Source organism: Pseudoalteromonas sp. S3178, assembly GCF_005886985.1.
In the GTDB taxonomy this organism is placed as follows: Bacteria; Pseudomonadota; Gammaproteobacteria; order Enterobacterales; family Alteromonadaceae; genus Pseudoalteromonas; species Pseudoalteromonas carrageenovora.
Window position 1 is genome coordinate 1 of sequence record NZ_PNCW01000087.1, and the last position, 704, is coordinate 704.

Annotated in this window: 1 protein-coding gene; it reads right to left on the reverse strand. The window is 40.1% G+C overall.

All coding sequences use genetic code 11. The features are described from left to right. A partial coding sequence (locus CWC11_RS19100) for an integrase core domain-containing protein (RefSeq protein ID WP_138683957.1) occupies nucleotides 1–704 on the reverse strand: 704 nt, incomplete at both ends.

The window sequence follows — 704 nt, forward strand, 5'->3', positions numbered from 1 at the left end:
TGGTGTTCGACCGCAACATACCTTTCCTTGATGAGTCCGATCATTGTTGTAGTAATCCATCCATTCGTCCAGATCTTTTTGTAGTTCTTCCATTGAATCGTACAACTTTTTGCGGAATGTGATTTGATAAAACTCGTTCAAAATCGTCTTATGGAAACGCTCACAGATACCATTTGTTTGCGGGGACATTGCTTTCGTTTTTGTATGATCGATGTCGTTAATTGCCAAATATAGCTGATAATCATGATGCTCAACTCGCCCACAATACTCAGTTCCTCGGTCAGTTAATATTCGAAGCATAGGCAACTTATGAGCTTCGAAATAAGGCAATACTTTATCATTGAGCATGTCAGCCGCTGTAATTGGCGTTTTCGTTGTGTAGAGCTTCGCAAAGGCGACTTTGCTGTAGGTATCTACAAAGGTTTGTTGATAGATACGACCAACACCTTTAAGGTTACCAACATAAAATGTATCTTGTGAGCCAAGATAACCGGGATGCGCTGTTTCAATTTCACCACAGGCTTCATCGTCATGTTTTTTCTTTTCTAGCGCAGCAACTTGAGCGTCAGATAAAATAATACCTTCACTAGCGACTTTGTTTTCCAATGCTTTCAATCGTTTTTTGAAGTTTTCTAAATCGTGACGCAACCAGATTGAACGAACACCACTACCTGAGACAAATATGCCTAACTTACGAAGCTCAT